The sequence below is a fragment of the Paenibacillus sp. FW104-T2 genome (assembly GCF_058789975.1).
The window spans coordinates 179,984-195,963 of sequence record NZ_JBYTCE010000002.1 but is presented as its reverse complement, the minus strand read 5'-3'; the positions used below and the strand labels follow the sequence as shown (position 1 = coordinate 195,963).

Below are 15,980 nucleotides of genomic sequence, written 5' to 3'. Positions count from 1 at the left end.
TTATTGTGCTCCTTTCACTGCGGCTGCCAATACGGCTTGACGCGGCTTTTGCGGGTTAGTGATTTTGTGCTCACGAATCATTTCGATGAAACGGTCGAACAGATAGCTGTTATCATAAGGACCTGGCGCTGCTTCCGGGTGATATTGTACCGAAAACGCAGGGAATGTTTTATGTTTCAAACCTTCAATGGTCTTGTCATTGTTATTGATGTGTGTAACTTCCAATTCAGTGTTTTTCACTGACTCTTCGTTAACCGTGTAACCGTGATTCTGGGATGTGATGAAGCAGCGCCCGCTTTCCAGTTCTTTGACTGGGTGGTTACCACCGCGGTGTCCAAACTTAAGCTTCTCTGTATCCGCGCCTGCTGCCAGTGCAAAGAGTTGATGACCGAGACAGATACCAAAGATTGGATACTCGCCAAGCAGTTCACTGATCATTTTAACGGCATGTGGTACATCTTTTGGATCCCCAGGACCGTTGGACAGCTGAATACCATCCGGATTAAGACGGCGAATCTCTTCTGCAGTTACATCATGCGGCACGACAACAACGTCACAGTTGCGCTTGCTCAGTTCACGCAGAATTCCTGTTTTTGCACCATAGTCTACAAGAACGATACGCTCAGCCGTTCCCGGGCTGTTGTACACATGCTGCGTAGACGTCAGAGGTACCTGGTTGCGCAGCTCGGCGATGCTTGTGTCTCCCATCATCTCCAGCAGCTCTTCCACAGGCTTCGATCCTGTTGTGAGAATTCCCTTCATTGTGCCGTGATGACGAATCCGGCGAGTCAACATGCGTGTATCAATTTCGCTGATGCCGACGATGCCGTACTCTTTCAGCAGATCATCCAGGCTGTATTCAGCGCGCCAGTTGCTCGGTACCGTCTCATGACGGCGAACTACGAAACCATGCACGAATGGACGTATGGACTCGAAGTCGTCACGCGTAATGCCGTAGTTACCGATCAGCGGATACGTCATGGTTACGATTTGACCGCAATAAGAAGGATCCGAAAGCACCTCTTGGTAGCCTGTAATTCCCGTATTAAAAACGACCTCACCCGTTGTTTCACCTTCAGCACCGAACGCTTTCCCGGTGAACAGTGTGCCGTCTTCCAACAATAATCTTGCCTGTGCCTGCATCCCATTTCACTCCTCTGTGTTTATAAACTTGAATGCATTTCGTTGAACATGGGGTGCGTGTCACGGTAGCGGTGACTTCGTGGACAGAAAGCCCTTCGATCGCTGTTATCCCCAGATTACTCTTTATCCATTTTATAAATGGATGTAACCCGGGGATAAAGGCGAACGCTTCGCTTCTTCGGGTCTTTTCTGTCCACTTCGTGTGCTACTGTGGCTCCCAAGTTCAAAACCATACCATTCAAATTTGCTTGTTTCGTATGTTAGGCTCTCGGCATGGTCTGCCTCGAGTTAGTTGAAAAGATGTAATTGCATTAAAGAGTTAATAACTCATAGGTAAGCCGATTTACTGTTGTACCGTGTTATTCCATACGCTTTTGCCATCCACCCAAGTCTGTACCGGCCAGCCTTTCAGCTTCCAGCCTGTGAACGGGGTATTTCTTCCTTTGGTTGCGAACGTTGCAGGATCGACTGCTTTTTCCTCGTTCAGGTCAATCATGGTCAAGTCCGCAGGTGCTCCTTCTTCCATCCTGCCTGTATCCAGTCGGAATACCCGTGCCGGATCGGCTGTCATGCGTTTAACCAGGAAGTCCAGACTCCAAAGTCCTGTTTCTACAAACTTGGTGTACAGCAGCGGGAAGGCGGTTTCGAATCCGACGATTCCGAATGGTGCCAGTTCCATGCCTTTGGCTTTCTCCTCTTCACTATGCGGCGCATGATCCGTTACGATCATGTCCAGCGTTCCGTCCAGCAAGCCTTCAATGCAAGCCTGCACATCACGCGGTGAGCGAAGTGGCGGGTTCATTTTCCAGTTGGCATCCATGCCCGGGATGTCCTCATCGGACAGTACCAGATGATGCGGACACACCTCAGCCGTAACCTTGATGCCGATCGATTTGGCCAGACGAATCAGGCGAACGGATTGTTCTGTACTTACGTGGCAGACATGGTAGTGCACCCCTGTTGCTTCGGCAAGAAGGATATCACGACCAACGTGAATCGCTTCGGATTCATTCGGAATGCCTTTGATACCATGGCGCTTGGAGAATTCTCCTTCGGTCACGTATCCACCTACAACCAGAGAGTCGTCTTCACAGTGAGCGATGACTGGCATATCCATACTTGCCGCGAGGCTCATGGCATCTTTCATCATCTGCGCGTTCTGCACGCCTACGCCGTCATCCGTGAATCCGATGGCCCCTGCTTCTTTCAAAGCGGCAAAATCGGTCAGTTCGCGACCAAGCTCGTTTTTGGTAATGGCCGCATACGGCAGAACCTTTACCAAATCAGCTTCCTTGGCTTTATTCAGAACCAGCTTTACTACATCCGGACTATCTGTTACGGGTCTTGTGTTAGGCATGCAGGCGATTGTTGTAAAACCACCTTGGGCCGCTGACCTGGCACCTGTCTCGATGGTCTCTTTGTGTTCGAAACCAGGTTCACGCAAATGCACGTGCATGTCGATCAAGCCCGGAATTAGCAATTTGCCTGAAGCATCTGTAATGCTGTGCGCAGATTGTTCTGCTTGCAGGACGGCTTCGTCCTCCACACCGACGATCTTTTCGATCTTGCCTTCATTTATAATGATCGTTTTCCGTTCGAGTTCCCCTTGAGCATTCAAAACATTCGCATTTTTAATAATCTGTAGCATAATTGCCCTCCGCTTCGGTTCTCACCCGGATTCCCTGAGGATCCGAATGATTTGGATTAATCGTTTACTTTACCGTTCTATAGAAGATCCGCCCTGTCAGCCTATGACCCATAGCCAGACCCTGTTACAGCTTTAATGCGCGTTCCATGACCGCCATGCGAATCGGAACTCCGTTCGCCATCTGCGGGAAAATCCGCGATGCTGTACTCTCTACAACCGCGTCGTCAATTTCAACGTTCCGGTTAACAGGAGCAGGGTGCATGATAATGGTGTTTGGATTCAGGCGTGCCGCCCGTTCTTCCGTCAATCCGTAGTGTTCGCGATAATCCTCTGCCGAGGTAATGAGACCATGCTTGTGGCGTTCCAGCTGAACCCGCAGCATCATGACTACATCTGCATTCAGTGCTTCATCCAGACCTATATAAGGAGCGTGCTCTGCCAGTTCCGGTGCTTGCATCGTTTGCGGAGCACAGAAGCGTACATCTGCTCCGAACTTTTGCAGCGCCCACAGGTTCGAGCGTGCAACCCGGCTGTGCATGATGTCTCCAATGATCGATACACGCAGACCTTTCAGCTCACCGAAGGCTTTTCGCATGGTGTACAGGTCCAGCAATGCCTGGGTTGGATGTTCGTTATTTCCGTCTCCCGCATTGACCAGTGGAACATTCACCTTCTGTGCCAGCTGCTGCAGAACACCTGCTGGTTTCAGCCGAATGACTCCTGCATCAATGCCCATGGATTCAAGTGTTCGAACCGTATCATAGATGGACTCGCCCTTCTCTACACTTGAAGCTGCTGCCGTGAAGTTCAGCACTTGTGCACCCAGTCGTTTCTCGGCCATTTCGAATGAGAAGCGAGTACGCGTACTGTTCTCGAAGAACATGTTGGCAACAAAGCGTGATTCAAGTACAGGTACCAATTTATCCTTCTGAGCTTCCCAGTGGGCTGCTCTGTTCAGAATCGCTTCAATCTCACTGCGACTAAGTTCTTTCAGTCCAAGCAAGCTCCGGTCCTTCAATGCTGTCTGTGTAATCATCATGCTTGCTCCCCCCGGTTCTGAATGATTTTGACTTCGTCCTGTCCGTCCGTTTCCATCAGTGCCACTTCAATCTCCTCTGATTTGGAAGTCGGCACGTTTTTGCCGATAAAATCAGGTCGGATCGGAAGTTCCCGGTGTCCGCGATCCGCGAGTACGGCCAGCTGAATGTTCTGCGGTCTTCCACAGTCCATCAGGGCATCCATCGCTGCACGAATGGTGCGACCGGTATAGAGCACATCATCGAACAAAATCACTTTTTTGTCATGAATCGAAAGTGATTCAGGTGTCATTGTCAACAGTTCCTTGCGATTCGCTTTGTTCTCGTCCAAGCGGTCATCGCGATAAGGAGTTACATCCAGTTCTCCCCAGGGGACCTTGGCGCCTTCGATTTCTTCAATCTTCGCGGCGATCCGTTCTGCGAGATAAACGCCTCGCGTACGGATACCGACCAGCACACAACCCTCGATCCCTTTGTTTTTTTCCAAAATCTCATGGGCAATCCGTGTTAATGCGCGGCGGATCGCCGTTTCATCCATAATGACATGTGTTTCTGTGCTCATGCGTTCAGCCTCCTCAGGATTTCCCTCCAGATCATGGCCCCGTGACAGGAGAACAAAAAAGACTCCTTGCCGTGTTTATTGGCAAGGAGTCTCCGAACTTCAGACCGCTCTGAAGAAAGTTTACTCTCGGGATGCACCGTTATATTGCCGCAGCAAAAAACGATGTATCGTTCACGTTACCTTGCCAGTCTCACGGGACTGATTTAAAGGTGCTATTCATGTCGAACATACTGAAGTGCCTCACAGGGCGCTATTGATCACTATGTTCGTTTATCTTCATGAATTATGACAGAAAGACAACCCCCTGTCAACACCTCACCTTAGCAGGCGAACTCCCCTGCTGTATTCCCTTTAGAATCAACAGGTCGGCTGAAAAACATCCATGCACATCACATTTCATTCATTGCTCATAATTATACAATATTTCTGTATATTTATCCATAGGTATTTGCAAACTTGAATCGATCCAATATAACCCTTCTGTTTTATAGCTGCATATATTACGGGAAAGATCGATTATTCAAGCAAGAACGGGGTAAACAACTTTAAATTGAGCCCGTTCACATTCCGTACATAGGAACCGATATACATAAAGATTTGTATCTTCCTGAGATGGGAATGATATAAAACCTGGAATTTGATTTGAATTAGGAGGACATCATGCGTAACATATGGCAAATTTACAAAACGGACTGGCTTCATATTTTAAAAGTACCAACCGGCATATTCTTAATTGCAGCCATTATTTTACTGCCAGGGGTGTATGACTGGGTCAACGTCAAATCGGTGTGGGACCCGTACAGCAACACTCAAGGAATCAAAATCGCGGTAACCACGGAAGATCAGGGAGCAACCGTCGCTGGAACAACGGTTAACATAGGAGACGAATTGGTGACCAGCCTGAAGCAGAATCATAAGCTGGGTTGGACATTTGTGGATCAGGCGGAGGCCAGCCGTGGTGTGCAGACGGGTGAATATTATGCAAGTCTGCTTATCCCAGGTGACTTCTCATCCAAAATCACCGGTATTGTCGATGGAAAACTGGAACGTCCCGAAGTCGTCTATACCGTGAATGAGAAAGTCAATGCCATTGCTCCCAAAATCACGGGATCAGGCGTCTCTTCTATTACAACGCAAATCAACGAAAGTTTTACCGAAGCGGTTAGCGAGGCGGTATTAACCAAATTAAAAGAAGCTGGTGTGGAGATCGATGCACAGCTACCTACCCTGCGCAAGATGGAAAATGGAATCTTTACACTGGAAAAGAATCTTCCTGCGATACAATCTGCGGGACAAAAAGTGCTGGAAGTGGAAAAGGCGATGCCGGAAATCGTCAAAGAAGCCCAAAAAATTGTAGAAGTCGAGAAGCGTTTGCCCGAAATTAACGAAGCGGCACAGTATATACTTAAGGTGCAGGAATACTGGCCACAGATTATGAAGGCCTCTGCCGAGGTACTAGCCATACAGGAGCGAATTCCGGATATTCGTAACGCAGTCGAACGTATTCAAGAAGTGGATGAACATTTTGGTGAAGTATCCGGTGTCATTGATACGGCTTTAACCAAAACGGACAAGGCTCTAACTATCGTAACCGCTGCTCAAGATAAACTTGTCACGGTCTCAGGCATTACAGAAAACGGAGTAGAACTCGCTGAAGGCATGAATCGTTTCGTGGATGCCAGTGAAGAAGCATTTCAGACCATCGGACCAGTGATCCGGCAAAATCTATTGCTGGTGCAGCAGATCGCGAGTGCTGGAGGAGATTTATTTGAACGATTTCAGAGTACAGACCTTAGCGCGCTCCCTACAGCGGACGAACTGGACAGCATAGCTGTTCGGCTTGCCGTTGCCGTAAAATTGGTTGACAGTATGGCCGACCTATTGGGCAAGATGGACAATCTCCTTCCAAACCATCCATTAGCCGATAAAATCACCAGATTGAATACCTTATCGGACAAATTACAGCTGCAAATAAAGCTTGCCGGTATCATCAGCGATGCATTACGTCGCAATACCACTCCACCAGCTGATATCATTGATCAACTGAGCAAGTTATCAGAGGAAATCAACAGCGGTGTGGACCGAATTCTTGGAGCCTATGACGCTGAAATTGCACCTGCTCTTATTACCGGAGCAGATAAACTAAGATCTATTCTCTCGGCATCAGCAGATACTTTACAAGATGCCCAAGACAAATTACCGGATGTAGCGGACATCCTGTCAGCTACCAAGGAAGGTATTACTTTTGGACAAACGGAACTAAGAAAAATCCAAAGTGATCTGCCCCAAATACAGAACAAGATTCATGAAATCGCACAGACATTGCAAAGTAAAAGTGAAGCTTTCATCCAGGCACTGAATACAGTAGCGCCTTTAATTCAGAATGACCTGCCCAAAGTTGGGGCCAAGCTGAACGAAGCAGCCGATTTTGTCCGTAACGATCTGCCTCAGGCGGAGAAGCAGATTGGCAGAGCATCCGACTTTGTACAACATCAATTGCCAGAGGTTGAAAAAGGCGTGCACCGCGTCGCCACACTTGTGCGAGAGGACCTGCCGGACCTGGAAAGTGCCATCAGCAAGGCGGCAGATAAACTCAGAGAGGTCGAAGGCAATAATCAATTTGCCGAACTCGCCAAACTGCTGCGCGGGGATATTGAGGAAGAGAGTGCCTTTCTTGCGAGTCCCGTTCAGATCAAGGAAAATCAATTGTATCCGATTCCCAACTACGGATCGGCCATGTCGCCATTTTACGGCGTACTGTCCCTGTGGGTCGGCTCCACGCTCCTGATTTCCCTGCTTCGGGCTGAGGCAGAAAATCCGGAAGGCAAGTTCCGAGGGTACCAATTGTACCTTGGACGCTTGGGTACGTTCCTGACTATAGGTTTGCTTCAGGCTGTGTGCGTAACGGTCGGAGATATCCTGATTCTCGGAACATATGTAGCAGATAAAATATGGTTTGTCCTGTTTGCCATGTTGGTAAGCGCCGTGTTTGTCACCATTACTTACACCCTGTTGTCCGTTTTCGGAAACATTGGAAAAGGAATTGCGATTATATTCATGGTATTTCAATTCTCAAGCTCGGGAGGAACCTTCCCGATCAGCATGACTTCTCCCTTCTTCCAGGCATTGAACCCGTTTATGCCCTTCACGTATGCGATCAGCCTTCTTCGTGAATCAGTCGGTGGCATATTGTGGCAGGCTGCTCTCAAGGATATTCTATGGCTGTGTATATTTATAGCACTTAGTCTTATCCTTGCACTGGTGCTGAAACGTCCGCTTAGCAGTCTCACCAAGCGTTCAGCCGAGAATGCAAAGAAGACCAAAATCATAGCCTGATTTCATTAGGAACAACCCTCTGCATGTTGCTGCAGAGGGCTGTTTCTTTGAATTCACCCATTAAATTACACATTAAATTCAAAGAAAGAGAGACAAGCCGAGTGGATATCTTATCCATATGGCTTGTCTCTCTTTTGCTGTGACAACTGATTCACATCAATTCACTGTCTGGGTCTGCTGCAATTGTTCGTATGATTGTTTGATCGTGGTGAGTGTTTCTACATGACGGTAGATATTATTCGTTGCCATCACCAGTACACTAATGAAGAGTAAACCGAGCACTATTTTTTTGCCGATCCCTGGACGAAGACCAATCACCCACCCTCCACCAAGCAGGAAAAAAGCAAACAGATAGTGACCAGCATACAGGTACATATCGTATTGGAACACAGCCAGCCCGAAGCCAACTACGATATGCAGCAGAAATGCAAACAAAATATAGGGTGCTAGGGTCCATACTTCCCGTTCACGAATTCTCTTGATAAACCCGATCAGCGCCAGCAGCAAGATAAAGATACCGACAAGCTGAACATGAATCGGGTTGGAGCGGGACAAATCCGTTACAAAAGCGACCAGCCCCGGATCCAGCAAATGAACTTTGGGAGAGAGCATCGGATTAATCGTCAGCAGAGTCAGTGCCTTCCAATGAGCGGCAAACTGGAAAGGCATAGCATAGCTGGTGCCTCCATTCTGAATTCCGAGCAGCCAATTGCTAACCCAGCTTCTTCCTCCGAATGCGATATACTGAATACCTGTCAATACGATAATGAAGGCGACCGCCAGTGCCATGATTCCAATATACTTTTTCCATGAGGAAGCCTTGCGCCAGGTACGCCAATTGAAAAACATAGCAGCAGCCAAAGGAACAATGTTCGTTGAGGTCAGTCCAAAATTAATCGTTGCAATCAGGGCATTTGGAACATAGCGAACGTCATCCCGTTCACGTGTGTATTGCATATAAAGAACCGACCATAGGATAAAAAACTGCACGTACGGATAGGAATCCGGAATAAGTGCCGTAAACATCAAATATGAACTAAATCCGAATAGCACCGCGAAGAGCAGTGGTGCCCCGATCTGTCTATCCTTTTGGTTGAGAAAAATAAAGACCAGCACTACGGATCCTGCATTGATCAGGGATTGCAGAATGAGGAAGAACCAATTCCCTCCCAGCAACTGCGATACTGCACCAAGCGTGACGACAAGAAAAGATATTAACGGATGAATAACCGAAGAACTATTTGCCCCATAGTACATGGACGGATCAAAATTAAATAAATTCAGTGGAAATTGTTGTGTATTAAACGGGGTAAATGCTCCAAGAACCTGTGACTGATCCGCAATGTACAGAACATAGGGCACGTTCATCAGAGCGTAAAATAGGGCAAATCCCGCGAACAGGCATAGTGCCGTCCAATTCGTTTTGCGATCATACAATATGTAGTCCAGAAATTTCATGCATTCACATCCAATATGTCATTTTTCAAAAAACTCTGTGCAATTCCTATCCGTATTACCAAACCAAGAAACACAAACCGCCCATAATACAAACCACACCCAGCCAGCGAAGCGGGCCTACCTTCTCCCTGAATGCAAACTTTGCAATAAAAAGTGTCCAGACATACGTCAGGGCATTGGCCGGCAGAACCACTGTTAAGGGAAGGAACTTCAGCAGCACAATGTTCAGAAGCGCACCCATACCATAAAAACCGAGGCCCATGAGAACATGCAGCTTTTTGCGACTTGTAGCGTAGGCTTTCAAACCAGCACCACCCATAGCACCGCATAATGTCATTACAATCAGTACAACCACCATCCAGCTATCGATCAACACTGGTTAATGTCACCCCGATTCCGAGCAGTACAACGGCTGCAAACTTCTGTATCGTGAGCTCTTCTCCCAGCAGAAAGTGACCGTAAATGAGCGCAAAAACATAGCTTGCACACATCAACGGATAAGCCACAGACAACTTTTCCAGAGCAAAAGCCTTAATCATCAAGATGGCTCCCAGTCCATAGCACACAAATCCGATGCCCAGATAGATCCACTCCGTCAGCCCCCATTTCCAGAACAACTGTCCGGTGGCTGTGAGAAAAGCGGAGACAAGCATTAACCCCTTGCCCGTATGACGTCCCTTCATTTCCCCCACGATAATGCCTCCATATCCGGAACCCTTTTGTTAATAAAATAGCGCTGTGCCACAAGCTGCATCACCGGTAGGTCGGACAACGAATCAGAGTAAGAGCAGGATTGTTCGTAATCAATAACCATGTTTTTTTCACGCAGGTAAGCTTGTATCCGACGTACCTTCTCTTCTCCTTTGCAATTAACGCCTTCGATCGTACAGGTATACCCATTCTGGTGGCGCACCAGTTCGGTTCCAATGACATGGTCTACCCAAGGGAAGTTTTTAAAATATTTCATATAAGCATGCGGAGACGCAGTCACGAGCAACACATGATAACCCGCTTCCTTGCGATGCTGCATTTCCACACTGGCCTCTGCAAAAATGGCAGTACGCAATCGGGTATCAAAAAAATGCTCCAGATCCTGTTCGGTCATGCGCTCAATACTCTTAAAGTACGAACGCTTGACTTGTTCCACACTCATTAGCCCTGCCTTGAACATCGCAGTATGAAAGGCAATAAGCGGAAGTCTCCATACCTGCCCAGGGTAACGGCGAACGCCGTAATGTACAAACTGAAACATCGAATCCCGGCGTATAATCGTTTTATCAATATCAAAAATGGCAATTTTATTGCTTCTCACCCTGATCCCCCTCAAACTTTCTAATCGATATGCTCTTTATTCAAAAACTGCAAAGATGACCACAACACTAACCACGTACAGAATGACGGTAACCAAAATGGGCTTGTCCTCAAACAAGACACGATCCGGTGAGCCCCCCTGGTTTTTCATATGAATGAGATACAGATATCGGAACATGCCGTAGATTACCAGTGGAATAGTCCACATCAGGTGAATTGTACGGTCAGAGGTGAAGGTGAACAAAGAATAGCTAATGATCGTTGCTGTCGTCACGATGGTATTAAACTGATCCAGCAGTGTGACAGAGTAGTTATCCAGCACCTTACGATGCGAACCGGTATTTCCCTCAAGCAACGTAAGCTCATTTCTCCGTTTGCCAATCGCCAGAAATAGGGATAGCAGCATGGTGCAGATCAGGAACCAGGGTGTAAAAGGTACATGAATCAATACACCTCCCGCTATGGCACGAAGAACGAATCCTGCTGCAATAGTCATCATGTCCACAATAACGAGATGTTTAAGCACAAAAGAGTAAGATACGTTCAACAGGAAATAAACAATGCATAGTCCACCAAAAAGCGGGTTCATCACAAAAGCAATGCCTACAGAAAGAATCAACAGGATTATGCCAAACAGCAGAGCGTAGGCAGGTTGAACCTGTCCAGAGGCAATTGGCCGGAACTGCTTCACCGGATGCTGTCTATCCCTGTCCCGATCCACGTAATCATTTAAAATATACACACAGCCTGCAACAAGGCTAAACAAAATAAAACCAAGCAAGGTCGATAAAATGGTCTCAGTGCGAATTTCCTCAAAGGAAAACAATAACGCAGCAAATAACAGCAAATTTTTGGTCCACTGTTTCGGTCTCAGCAGCTTAAACAACCCTGTCATGGTGTTACCCGTTCCTGCTGTATGTGAGGACACCGTATTTGTTCTTGAAGTAAACAATTTCCATAACTCCCTTCCAAACCTACTTATGTATATAAAAATAACGTAAAGATTTAATCATAAGTTTGTTGGGTAATTTTGTAAAGGGATAAAACGGAATTTATTATAAAATTACGGACATAAAAAAAGAGACCGTCTCCGGTCTCTCGATTTATTTCATTCACTTGTATTGGTGAATTCCATTAGAATTCGAATTGTACGTCACTCAGACGACGTTTGATTTCAGCGATAACGCGTTTCTCTTCTTCTTCCCCTTTGGCTTCAAAGGTAACGGAGAATCGAACAAAGTTACCTGCATCATCCCAAGGTACAGAAGAAATCAATTTTTCACGAATCAGGAATTGGGAGAAGTCTTCCCCGGACTCAAAACGACGTCCGCCTACTACACCTTTTGGAGCTTCAACATACAGGAAGAAGGAACCTTTCGGTTTCTCAGCCTGGAAGCCCAGTTCATTCAGCGCAGCAACCAGCAGGTCATGACGACGGGAATATTTCTCTGCAATTTTCTCCGTAATTTCCGGATGGTTCAGACCGTAGGCAGCAGCCTTCTGAATCGCGATGAATTGACCCGAATCGTTGTTGTCCTTCACATCACTGAAAGCTTTAACAACGAGCGGATTCCCTGCAACAAATCCAATTCTCCATCCTGTCATGTTGTAAGACTTGGACAAGGAGTGCAGCTCAACGCCTACATCCTTCGCTCCAGGTACGGACAGGAAGCTGAATGGTTTATTGCCGTCATACGTGAGTGCCGCATATGGAGCATCGTGAACAACAACTACGCTGTACTTTTTCGCCCATTCAATCACTTTAGTGAAGAATTCAACCGTAGCGCCAGCACCTGTTGGGTTGTTTGGATAGTTCAAATACAGCAATTTTGCACGTTTTGCAATATCCTCAGGGATGGTTGTCAGATCAGGCAGGAAATTGTTTTCCTTCGTCAGCTGGATGTTGTAGACTTCTCCGCCCAGATATTTGGTGTGTGTTCCCATAACCGGATAACCAGGAACCGTCATGATCGTTACATCACCTGGATTAATGAAGCACGAAGGCATCATTGCCAGAGCTGGCTTGGACCCAATGGAGTGCACAATTTCCGTTGCCGGATCAATGCCTTCAACATTGAATACATTTTTCAGGTAAGCGGCTGCTGCTTCCTTGAATTCAGGGATTCCGTTATCAGCATAACCGCGGTTCTCCGGTTTGGAAGCTTCTTGCGCAAGTGCAGCTACGATGCCTGCATCAGCCATCTCATCCGGTTCGCCTACGCCAAGGTCGATCAGTTCAACATTTGGAAAATCTTTCTTTGCCGAAGCTTTGGCGCGTTTGATTTTCTCGAATTTATAAATGTTGGTGTCTTTACCATAGTTGGAGCCGCCAATACGGTCGGCAAAATTGGTTTGAATGTATGTTTCTTGATATTTATCGATACTCATACTCATGTTCATCTCCTCATTTGACGCAAATTTCTACAATCTAATATGAAGCATTTGCCCATGTATAGCCATGGACAAATTATCCGAACATTTGTACTTTCCCGAGGGGTCAGCGGCTGCGCAGTGATGCAAGGACATCTTCCATGTCTTGTGGAAGCGGAGCTGAGAATTCCATGTATTCGCCTGTTGCCGGATGAACAAAACCAAGAACCGCGGCATGCAATGCCTGTCCATTCATTTTGATCCCCTTGTTACGTCCATAGATTGGATCTCCCACAAGCGGATGACCAATAAACTTCATATGCACACGGATCTGATGCGTTCGACCGGTCTCCAGTTTCAGTTCAAGCAACGTATAATCGTTAATTCTCTCCGTAACATTAAAATGCGTGACAGCATGTTTGCTGTTACGTTCGGTCACGGTATACATTTTACGATCATTCGTATCACGCCCAATAGGCGCATCGATCGTTCCCTGATCATGACTCAAATGACCATGAACAAGTGCGATATACCGGCGGTTTACACTGTGATCCTTCAACTGGGCAGCTAATGAGGCGTGAGCCCGATCGTTTTTGGCAGCCATCAGCAGGCCTGACGTATCCTTATCAATCCGGTGCACGATTCCAGGACGTAGCTCTCCGTTAATGCCGGAAAGATCTTTACAGTGATACATGAGCGCATTCACAAGTGTACCTGATGTATGTCCAGGTGCCGGATGTACCACAAGACCACGCGGTTTGTTAACGACGATGACATCGCTGTCCTCATATACCACTTCAAGCGGAATATCTTCGGCAATGATCTCAACAGCCGTCGGTTCAGGAATCTGAAGTTCAATCCGATCACCCTCAGCCAATTTGGCATTAGACTTTACACCAGCTCCGTTTACGGTAACCAGACCATCTCCGATCCATAGTTGGACCTGAGAACGGGAGACATCATTCATTGCTTCAGTAATATATTTGTCAATGCGTTCCTTCTTATGCTCAGCAGAAACGGTCCATTCCAATCGTTCATTGTCATTCATCAGGTCATCGTCTTGTGCAGACGTATCCCCAGTAGTTTGTTCTTCATTGTGCATTTTACTCATGATGTTCATTCCCTTCAATCTTCGCGGCTGCCTTCTCGCGCCGTCCCTCAAGAAACGTCTCCACAATAATCAGTGCAACCCCGATACAGATGGCGGAATCGGCGATATTGAAAATCGGAAACGTATAACTGCCAAAATTAAGCTGGACAAAATCCACGACTTCACCCGTCAAAGCGCGATCCAGGAAATTCCCGATGGCTCCACCTAGCACCAGACTGAGTGCTACTGGCAGCAATTTGTGCGGGGAGTTTTTCACTTTTTGCAAGTACCAGATCAAAGCAATCACCACGATCACGGTAACGACGATAAAAAACCAGCGTTGGTCCTGCAAAATACCGAAAGCTGCGCCTGAGTTGCGATGTGAAGTGATTACAAAGAAATTGCCTATAACCGGAATTTCTTCCCGAAGTTCCATTTGCGTCGCAATTAAATACTTTGTTCCCTGATCCACCAAAAATACGATAAAAGCGAGGATATAATACACCACGTTTGTTCGTCACTCCGTTCTTGTCTTTTCCAAACCATACCAGGCTTTACGCCAGACTTGTTCATTGTAGCACAGCTGTTTGGAAGTCGTCCACGACGGGCGTTTTCCCTTTCTTAATGGCAAAATCGATAACATTTCCCTTCTGTAATCAAGGGCTGATTGGCACATCCTAGACCAGAGACCAAATTCGGATTCCAGACGGACAGAAAGGGGAAAACGATGGCACATCTTACTTCAGAACAAATCCAATCCTTGCGTTCCCAATTGATGGCTGAAAAACGTGGTATTGAACATCGGCTTGAGCAAAATGACCATTACGGCCTCAGTGGATCCATGAGATTTCAAACGGGTGAATTATCCCCCATTGATAATCATCCCGGTGATGTAGCTACCGAAATGTATGACCGGGAGAAAGATATTTCCCTTTTGGAGCATGATGAATTCCAATTGGAGCGTATCGACTCTGCCCTGCATTCCATCGAAGAAGGCCATTACGGAACTTGCGCAGTTTGTCAGCAGCCCATTCCTTACGAGCGTATGCAGGCCGTTCCTTACACCAAGTACTGCAAAAAACATCAGCCTGAAACGGTAGTATCCGATAACCGCCCAGTGGAAGAAGAGTTCCTGGCTCCGGCCTTTGGACGCACGAGTCTCGATGAGCGCGATGATCAGAACGGCTTCGATGGCGAAGATGCATGGCAGATCGTTGAAAGTTGGGGCACATCGAACACACCAGCCATGGCTGAAGGTCGCGATATTGACAGTTACGATGTGATGGCCATTGAAGCTACAGATGAGGTTGAAGGCTGCGTCGAAGCTTATGAGAGCTTCGTAGCAACCGATATTTATGGTCATGACGTATCCATCGTTCGCAACAGACAGTACCGGCAGTATTTGGAGAATCGTGAGGGTGAAGGCTTGCTCGAAATGGACAACGATTCTGATCCATATGACATGTACTAGACATGCTGCACCTCTAATATGTGTTCAATTCAAGCTGACGCTGTACGATACGGACGATATCTGCAATATAATCTCCTACGATTGGCAGATTGAGGGCTCCCAGCACCTGTAACACATAAATGATGGTGGCCGCAAAAAAAGTAAAACCAATGGCGATCCCTACACCTCGTGCTGCGCCTGATAACAGGTTGAGCCCAATCAGTTTCCACGGCCGATTCAACAATTCCGTATATTGTGCAATACGTGAACGTTCAAGCTCGTTAGCGAGTCGGTTCGTCAGGGTATGGAGTTCCTCAATTTTGTCATTATCGCTGCGTGGTGGATTGGATGGTGAAGCGGACGATGCCTGCTTGTCTTCATTCATGTGTTCGCTCAGTTCCTTTGGTATCATAGAGTAACTGCACAATAGAAATCATTGCCCATTTGCATAAAAACCAAACGAGCCAAGATACAGGGATTGTTCCCTGAGTCTAAGGCTCGTTTGTCTATACTCTATATCCTTTCCTAAATGGAATAGAGATACTCTACTTCATTTGGGATCCAATTTGTAACTT

Annotated in this window: 15 protein-coding genes; 2 read left to right on the top strand and 13 right to left on the bottom strand. The window is 46.9% G+C overall.

From position 1 onward, the window contains the following. The 4 genes from carA to pyrR form a co-directional block, all read right to left on the bottom strand. Positions 1-1,143: a glutamine-hydrolyzing carbamoyl-phosphate synthase small subunit gene (gene carA, locus AC3WQ3_RS03635; RefSeq protein ID WP_095359436.1), complete on the bottom strand. Its 1,143-nt coding sequence runs from the start codon at positions 1,141-1,143 to the stop codon at positions 1-3. A 343-nt stretch (positions 1,144-1,486) separates the two neighbouring features. Then, entirely contained in the window at positions 1,487-2,791 is a 1,305-nt protein-coding gene (gene pyrC / locus AC3WQ3_RS03630; RefSeq protein WP_492471473.1) for a dihydroorotase, read from the bottom strand. 124 nt (positions 2,792-2,915) lie between these two features. After that, positions 2,916-3,827 (bottom strand): aspartate carbamoyltransferase catalytic subunit, encoded by a 912-nt coding sequence (locus AC3WQ3_RS03625; RefSeq protein ID WP_419719996.1) that lies wholly within the window; start codon positions 3,825-3,827, stop codon positions 2,916-2,918. Then, positions 3,827-4,390: a bifunctional pyr operon transcriptional regulator/uracil phosphoribosyltransferase PyrR gene (gene pyrR, locus AC3WQ3_RS03620; RefSeq protein WP_492471472.1), complete on the bottom strand. Its 564-nt coding sequence runs from the start codon at positions 4,388-4,390 to the stop codon at positions 3,827-3,829. The genes AC3WQ3_RS03625 and pyrR overlap by 1 nt, the downstream gene beginning before the upstream one ends. A 660-nt stretch (positions 4,391-5,050) precedes the next feature. On the opposite strand from pyrR, the gene AC3WQ3_RS03615 reads away from it, so the two are divergent. Continuing rightward, a complete protein-coding gene (locus AC3WQ3_RS03615) occupies positions 5,051-7,726 on the top strand; it encodes a YhgE/Pip domain-containing protein (protein ID WP_492471471.1) in 2,676 nt (891 codons plus the stop codon). Between the two features lie 156 nt (positions 7,727-7,882). Here AC3WQ3_RS03615 and AC3WQ3_RS03610 read toward each other — a convergent pair whose 3' ends face one another. The 8 genes from AC3WQ3_RS03610 to lspA form a co-directional block, all read right to left on the bottom strand. After that, entirely contained in the window at positions 7,883-9,184 is a 1,302-nt protein-coding gene (locus tag AC3WQ3_RS03610; protein ID WP_492471470.1) for a DUF6080 domain-containing protein, read from the bottom strand. Between the two features lie 55 nt (positions 9,185-9,239). Beyond that, positions 9,240-9,560 (bottom strand): DMT family transporter, encoded by a 321-nt coding sequence (locus tag AC3WQ3_RS03605; RefSeq protein ID WP_246058217.1) that lies wholly within the window; start codon positions 9,558-9,560, stop codon positions 9,240-9,242. Next, on the bottom strand, positions 9,547-9,867 hold the full coding sequence (locus tag AC3WQ3_RS03600; RefSeq protein ID WP_095359818.1) for an EamA family transporter: 321 nt from the start codon (positions 9,865-9,867) through the stop codon (positions 9,547-9,549). Before AC3WQ3_RS03600 ends, AC3WQ3_RS03605 begins: the two co-directional genes overlap by 14 nt. Then, a complete protein-coding gene (locus AC3WQ3_RS03595) occupies positions 9,864-10,496 on the bottom strand; it encodes an HAD family hydrolase (RefSeq protein WP_336780577.1) in 633 nt (210 codons plus the stop codon). Before AC3WQ3_RS03595 ends, AC3WQ3_RS03600 begins: the two co-directional genes overlap by 4 nt. Before the next feature lie 36 nt (positions 10,497-10,532). After that, positions 10,533-11,423, bottom strand: a complete 891-nt coding sequence (locus tag AC3WQ3_RS03590; RefSeq protein WP_336780833.1) for a decaprenyl-phosphate phosphoribosyltransferase — start codon at positions 11,421-11,423, stop codon at positions 10,533-10,535. A gap of 206 nt (positions 11,424-11,629) precedes the next feature. Then, entirely contained in the window at positions 11,630-12,883 is a 1,254-nt protein-coding gene (locus AC3WQ3_RS03585; RefSeq protein ID WP_110821237.1) for an LL-diaminopimelate aminotransferase, read from the bottom strand. A gap of 109 nt (positions 12,884-12,992) precedes the next feature. Next, positions 12,993-13,913, bottom strand: coding sequence for an RluA family pseudouridine synthase (locus AC3WQ3_RS03580; RefSeq protein WP_419719995.1), 921 nt, complete (start codon positions 13,911-13,913; stop codon positions 12,993-12,995). Positions 13,914-13,968: 55 nt separating this feature from the next. Beyond that, entirely contained in the window at positions 13,969-14,463 is a 495-nt protein-coding gene (gene lspA, locus AC3WQ3_RS03575; RefSeq protein ID WP_095290000.1) for a signal peptidase II, read from the bottom strand. Between the two features lie 219 nt (positions 14,464-14,682). Between lspA and AC3WQ3_RS03570 the strand changes: the two genes are divergently transcribed. Further along, complete coding sequence (locus AC3WQ3_RS03570) at positions 14,683-15,426, top strand: TraR/DksA C4-type zinc finger protein (RefSeq protein WP_354482891.1); 744 nt, start codon at positions 14,683-14,685, stop codon at positions 15,424-15,426. A gap of 13 nt (positions 15,427-15,439) precedes the next feature. On the opposite strand, the gene AC3WQ3_RS03565 is transcribed toward AC3WQ3_RS03570, so the two are convergent. After that, positions 15,440-15,817 (bottom strand): DUF5665 domain-containing protein, encoded by a 378-nt coding sequence (locus tag AC3WQ3_RS03565; protein WP_415753036.1) that lies wholly within the window; start codon positions 15,815-15,817, stop codon positions 15,440-15,442. Positions 15,818-15,980: the final 163 nt, after the last annotated feature.

What these genes read in the sequence shown, in the direction of transcription:
- carA (WP_095359436.1), bottom strand. Translation starts at nt 1,143, where the DNA reads ATGCAGGCACAGGCAAGATTATTGTTGGAAGACGGCACACTGTTCACC.
- pyrC (WP_492471473.1), bottom strand. Translation starts at nt 2,791, where the DNA reads ATGCTACAGATTATTAAAAATGCGAATGTTTTGAATGCTCAAGGGGAA.
- AC3WQ3_RS03625 (WP_419719996.1), bottom strand. Translation starts at nt 3,827, where the DNA reads ATGATTACACAGACAGCATTGAAGGACCGGAGCTTGCTTGGACTGAAA.
- pyrR (WP_492471472.1), bottom strand. Translation starts at nt 4,390, where the DNA reads ATGAGCACAGAAACACATGTCATTATGGATGAAACGGCGATCCGCCGC.
- AC3WQ3_RS03615 (WP_492471471.1), top strand. Translation starts at nt 5,051, where the DNA reads ATGCGTAACATATGGCAAATTTACAAAACGGACTGGCTTCATATTTTA.
- AC3WQ3_RS03610 (WP_492471470.1), bottom strand. Translation starts at nt 9,184, where the DNA reads ATGAAATTTCTGGACTACATATTGTATGATCGCAAAACGAATTGGACG.
- AC3WQ3_RS03600 (WP_095359818.1), bottom strand. Translation starts at nt 9,867, where the DNA reads ATGAAGGGACGTCATACGGGCAAGGGGTTAATGCTTGTCTCCGCTTTT.
- AC3WQ3_RS03585 (WP_110821237.1), bottom strand. Translation starts at nt 12,883, where the DNA reads ATGAGTATCGATAAATATCAAGAAACATACATTCAAACCAATTTTGCC.
- AC3WQ3_RS03580 (WP_419719995.1), bottom strand. Translation starts at nt 13,913, where the DNA reads ATGAATGACAATGAACGATTGGAATGGACCGTTTCTGCTGAGCATAAG.
- AC3WQ3_RS03570 (WP_354482891.1), top strand. Translation starts at nt 14,683, where the DNA reads ATGGCACATCTTACTTCAGAACAAATCCAATCCTTGCGTTCCCAATTG.
- AC3WQ3_RS03565 (WP_415753036.1), bottom strand. Translation starts at nt 15,817, where the DNA reads ATGATACCAAAGGAACTGAGCGAACACATGAATGAAGACAAGCAGGCA.